4 protein-coding genes are annotated in these 4,910 nt (G+C 62.1%); 1 reads left to right on the forward strand and 3 read right to left on the reverse strand.

Annotation, left to right across the window (positions count from 1 at the left end):
• Positions 1-808 (forward strand): 1-acyl-sn-glycerol-3-phosphate acyltransferase (locus KDH09_15295; GenBank protein MCB0221061.1); only part of this gene is annotated, 808 nt, incomplete at its 5' end.
• 110 nt (positions 809-918) lie between these two features.
• On the opposite strand, the gene KDH09_15300 is transcribed toward KDH09_15295, so the two are convergent.
• The 3 genes from KDH09_15300 to KDH09_15310 all read right to left on the reverse strand — a co-directional run.
• Positions 919-2,301 carry a sigma-54-dependent Fis family transcriptional regulator gene (locus tag KDH09_15300; protein MCB0221062.1) on the reverse strand — a complete coding sequence of 461 codons (1,383 nt, stop codon included), beginning with the start codon at positions 2,299-2,301 and terminating at the stop codon, positions 919-921.
• A 58-nt stretch (positions 2,302-2,359) separates the two neighbouring features.
• Positions 2,360-4,132, reverse strand: a complete 1,773-nt coding sequence (locus KDH09_15305; GenBank protein MCB0221063.1) for a PAS domain S-box protein — start codon at positions 4,130-4,132, stop codon at positions 2,360-2,362.
• 7 nt (positions 4,133-4,139) lie between these two features.
• Positions 4,140-4,910: type II secretion system F family protein (locus KDH09_15310; GenBank protein MCB0221064.1), on the reverse strand; the 771-nt coding region annotated here is incomplete at its 5' end.

Genomic DNA, 4,910 nt, shown 5'->3' on the forward strand with positions numbered 1-4,910 from the left:
CGGCCGCAAGGCGAACGAGGCACCCATCCGCGTGAGTGAGAAATCCACCGACTTATCCCCAAAGATTATCCAGACGTTATTCACATACGTCTCTTTGATCGTTGGTTCGTTTATTTTTGGGACGCTGGTCATCATCACGGCGCTATTTGGCGACCGTTCGGGAGCAATCTGGTGGCCCTACCTCGCCCGCAACTGGGCGCGCCAACTCCTGTACATCGGCGGGGCAACCGAGGTGTACACCGAAGGGACCGAAAAACTGCAGACAGTGACCGCCGCCATCGTGATGTGCAATCACGAGAGCCATTTCGACCCGCCCGCCCTCATGCGCAGCTCTCCGGGCACGCTCCTCTTTCTGACAAAACACTCGCTCTTCTATTTCCCGATCTTCGGCCAGGCCATGTGGCTCATGCGCTACGTCCCCATCAACCGGGGCAAGTCGGCCAAGGCCCGCAAGAGCATCGACCGCGCCGCCAGACTCATTGCCGGCGGGCGCATGATTCTGATTTTCCCCGAGGGCACGCGTTCACGCAGCGGTGAGATGCTCCCCTTCAAAAAGGGCGGCTTCGTGTTGGCCGCCAAGTCGGGCGTCCCCATCATCCCGGCCGCCATTGCCGGCACGCGCGAGATCCTGCCGCCCGGCTGGTCCTGCCGCGGGCGCGGGCCCATCGTGTTGCTGGTGGGCGAACCCATCGACACCAGAGGCTACGACATGAAGAGCAAGGACGAGCTGATGGCAAAGGTCGAGCAGGAAATCGTTGTCCTGCGTGAGAGAGCGCGAGAGATTTACCGGGAAAAGACCGCCGCCTGAGGGCAAACGGAGAGGCACACAGCCGTTCCGCAAGATTTCACCCACACCCAAACGCAGCGTTGCCACGCTTTCCCCTCTCCCGCCGGGAGAGGGACTCAATTGAGCAGTTCTTACAGACCGTATTTCTGACAGCGATAGCGGAAGCTTCGGAAGGACAGGCCCAGCAGTTTTGCGGCCTCGCTCTTGTTGCCGCCCGTTCGCTCGAGTGCCTGCTTGAGAAGGCGGGTCTCGAACACGGCAACAGCCGCCTCCAGATCGATGCCTTCCTCGGGCAGTTCGTCCTCACCGGGCGCAGATGTCGAGGCCGAGGTCATGCTCGCCACTTCCTCAACCGGACTGTAGGGAAGCGATTCGGCGCGAATGACGTCGCTGCTCTCCAGGGCCACGGCGCGCTCAATCACGTTTTCGAGCTCGCGCACATTGCCCGGGTACGCGTTCTTCTCCAGCAGCCGCATGGCATCGGGTGCAATGGTTTTGATCTCGCGCCCCATCTCGGCGGCGTATTTGCTCAGGAAGTGCAGCGCGAGCAACGCAATGTCCTCGCGGCGCTCGCGCAGCGGTGGCAGGGTGATCTCCACCACGTTGAGCCGATAATACAGATCCTGCCGGAATTTTCCCGACTCCACTTCCTCGGCCAGATCCTTGTTGGCAGCGGCGATGATACGCACGTCCACCTCGACATCGTTGTTGCTTCCCACGGCGCGGATCGTGCGTTCCTGAATGGCGCGCAGGAGCTTGACCTGCAACTCGATCGGAATTTCACTCACCTCATCGAGAAATAATGTGCCGCCGTTTGCCTGTTCGAACAGCCCCTGCTTGTTGCTGATCGCCCCGGTGAAGGCGCCCTTGGCGTGGCCGAAAAGCTCGCTCTCCAGCAACGTTCCGGGGATGGCCCCGCAGTTGATCGCCACGAAGGGCGCGTCCTTGCGCACGGAATTGAAGTGGATCGAGCGCGCGACCAGTTCCTTGCCCGTCCCGCTCTCGCCCTTGAGCAGCACGTTGGTGCGCGTGTCCTTGATGCGCTCGACAAGCTCGAAAACCTTCTGCATGGAGGGCGAGGCACCCACGATCCCACGAAAGCCGTAGCGGCCTTCCAGCGCGCTCTTGAGCGCCCGGTTCTCGTGCTTGAGGGACTGGGCTTCCAGCGCCTTTTTCAGGATGTGGCGAATCTCGTCGATCTTGAAGGGTTTGGTCAGGTAGTCGTAGGCTCCGCGCCGCATGGCCTCGATGGCGGTTTCGGTCGCGGCATAGGCAGTGATCATCAGCACCACGACATCGGGATTTGCCTTGCGGGCGGCATCGAGCACGTCGAGCCCGTTGCCATCGGGCATTCGCACGTCGGTGATGACCATCTGAAACTCGCTGCCCTGCAGGGCGGCGCGTGCCTCGGTCACATCCTGCGCGCAGGTACATTCATGCCCCTCGCGCCGGAGCATGATCTCCAGCACTTCGCGGATGCTCGCCTCGTCATCTACGACAAGGATGTTCGCCATGGGCGCCGCGCGCTCCTTTCAAGATGCCTGCAAAGTCGCTTGATGTTTAGGCGATACATCAGCCCGCGCCCTCGCGCAAGCTGGCCGGCGCCTGCTGGGCAACCCGCTCGGGCGGCGGCTCGATGGGCAGGCGCACGGTAAAGCTCGCGCCGCCCCCCGGGGAATCGTCCACATCGATTTCGCCGCCGTGAAGTCCGACAATCCGGTCCACCAACGCGAGCCCCAGCCCGGAGCCATCGACCCGCGTCGTGTGAAAGGGAGTGAAGATGCGCTCGCGATCCTCGATGGGCACTCCCGGACCGCTGTCGCTCACGCGGATGCCGCAAGTGGCCCCGCCCCCCTCGCCTTCGCGAAAGACTTCCACGGTGATTTTTCCGCCTTCGGGCTCCATCGCATTGCGCGCATTGATGAGCAGGTTCCACAGGACCTGTTTGATCTGATCGGCGTCGATGCGCGCGTGCAGGTCGCCCTCCCCTAGCAGCAGATTCACCTCCGAGGGCTGGTCGCGAAGGCGCTGGAAGGTCTCCAGCACGTCCTTGACCAGCGCGGCCAGATCCGCCTGCGCGATCGAGAGTTCCATGAGACGGCTGTACTGGAGAAAATTGCCGATCAGCGCATCGAGCCGGTTGATCTCGCGCTGCACCACGGCCATCAGGCGTGCGTCCTCGGGATTGACGTCCGCGCTGGTCTCGAGCATCTGCACCGAACCGGAGATCGATGCCAGCGGGTTGCGAATCTCGTGGGCGATGCTGGCGGCCAGCTCACCCACTGCGGCCAGTCGGTCCTGGCGTTTGAGGCGTGCCTCCACCTGTTTGAGCCGTGTCAGGTCCTGAAAAATGATGATGGAGCCGCGGTTACGGCTGGCTGCCTCGCCCAGCGAGGCGACCGAAAAACCGAGCACCAGGTGCGTGCCGCCCGCCCCGTTGACCCGCATTTCCGGGCGGGCCCAGTTGGCGGTATCGCCTGACTGTTCAACCGCTACGGAGATCTCGGGAAAGACCGAGCGGAGCGGAAAGCGATAAACCTGGGTGAGGTTGCGACCGAGCATCTCCTCGGCCGCGCGGTTGAGATAGGTGATCTGGCCCCGGTCATCGATTGTGATGATCCCGCTGGTCAGGTTCGTGACAATTTCGCGGTGAAGCTCTTCGAGCTCGGCGTAGTCGATTTCCCGGCGAGCCAGGCGCTCTCCGGTGAGGCGCAGGCGCTCCGCCAGATAGGAAACCAGCGCCGCCATCATGAAGAGCGAGCCCATGTTCACGAAGCTCGCGTAGGCCAGTTCCTCCATCGTGGGAACGCGGGTGCCGAAGGGCTGCAGCGATTCCAGAATTGGTTCGGGAAGCCAGTTCAGTCCCCAGAGCACCAGCGTGTAGAGGAACGAGCAAAGCAGCGCCGAATAAAATGCCCCGCGGCCGGCCAGCAGGATACCGGCATAAACGACGATCAACAGATACAGGAACGGAAAGACGCTGCGCGTCCCGCCCGAGACGAGCAACAGGTAGGAAACGATGAGCCCGTCGGCGGCGATCTGGAAGACGGCAAAGAACCTGGGGCGCGCCTCGCCCGCGCCCAGATTCCGGTAGATCACCGCGTAGAGAATCGAGATCAGATAGACAAAGACGATGACGCCGTAGATCGGCGAGAGCGAGAGCAGCAGGTCAGCCGCTTCCTCAATTCCGGAACTCTGATTGTACTGGAAGACCAGGGCCGCCCCGAGAAGGACGGTAAAGACGAGCGCACGCCCCAGCAGCAGCCCCTCGATTCGGGGCGTCAGCAGGGGCGAGCCGCCCTGGGGATCGACTTCCGGGGCAGCCGCGCTCTGAGGCGCACTCACGCGTGCGCTATCCGATGTTTCCGGCAATATCAAAGATCGGCAGATACATGGCGATCAGAATGCCACCGATCGCACCGCCCAGGAACACGATGATGATCGGCTCCATCAGGGAGGTCATGGCCTCGACCGCCACGTCGACTTCTTCGTCATAGAAATCGGCGATCTTTCCGAGCATGGCATCCATGGCACCGGTCGATTCGCCCACGTTGATCATCTGGGTCACCATGCTGGGGAAGACATTGCCTTCCTCCAGCGGTTCGGTCAGCGATTTACCTTCCGATACCGCCTGCCGCGCACGCATGATCTCGCGTTTGACCGTCTCATGGCCGGCGGTTTTCGCCACAATTTCGAGCGCTTCCATGATGGGAACGCCCGAGCTCATCATCGTCGAGAGCGTGCGGGTAAAGCGTGCCACGGCGACCTTGCGGATGAGATCGCCGAAGATGGGCAGGTGCAAAAACAGGTCGTCGCTGATCTCGCGCCCCTTCTGGTTGGCGCGCATCGCCCTGAACCCGGTGATACTCGCGAAGATCGTGCCGAGGATGTACCAGATATTCGACTGGAACCAATGCGAGAGGTCCATCACGAACTGGGTCGGCGCGGGAAGCTCGTTGCCGAAGGACGAGAACAGACCGGCGAACACGGGGATCACCTTCACCATCAGGAAGATGATGACGCCGATTGCCACCGAGAGAACCGCAATCGGGTAGGTCATGGCGCCCTTGATCTGCTTCTTGAGCTTCATGGCCTTTTCCATGGCCGTCGCCAGGCGGTTGAG

It is taken from the genome of Chrysiogenia bacterium (genome assembly GCA_020434085.1).
In the GTDB taxonomy this organism is placed as follows: domain Bacteria; phylum JAGRBM01; class JAGRBM01; order JAGRBM01; family JAGRBM01; genus JAGRBM01.

Bases quoted from the DNA above. Each gene is read 5' to 3' on its own strand.
- KDH09_15300 (MCB0221062.1), bottom strand. From the start codon at position 2,301: ATGGCGAACATCCTTGTCGTAGATGACGAGGCGAGCATCCGCGAAGTG.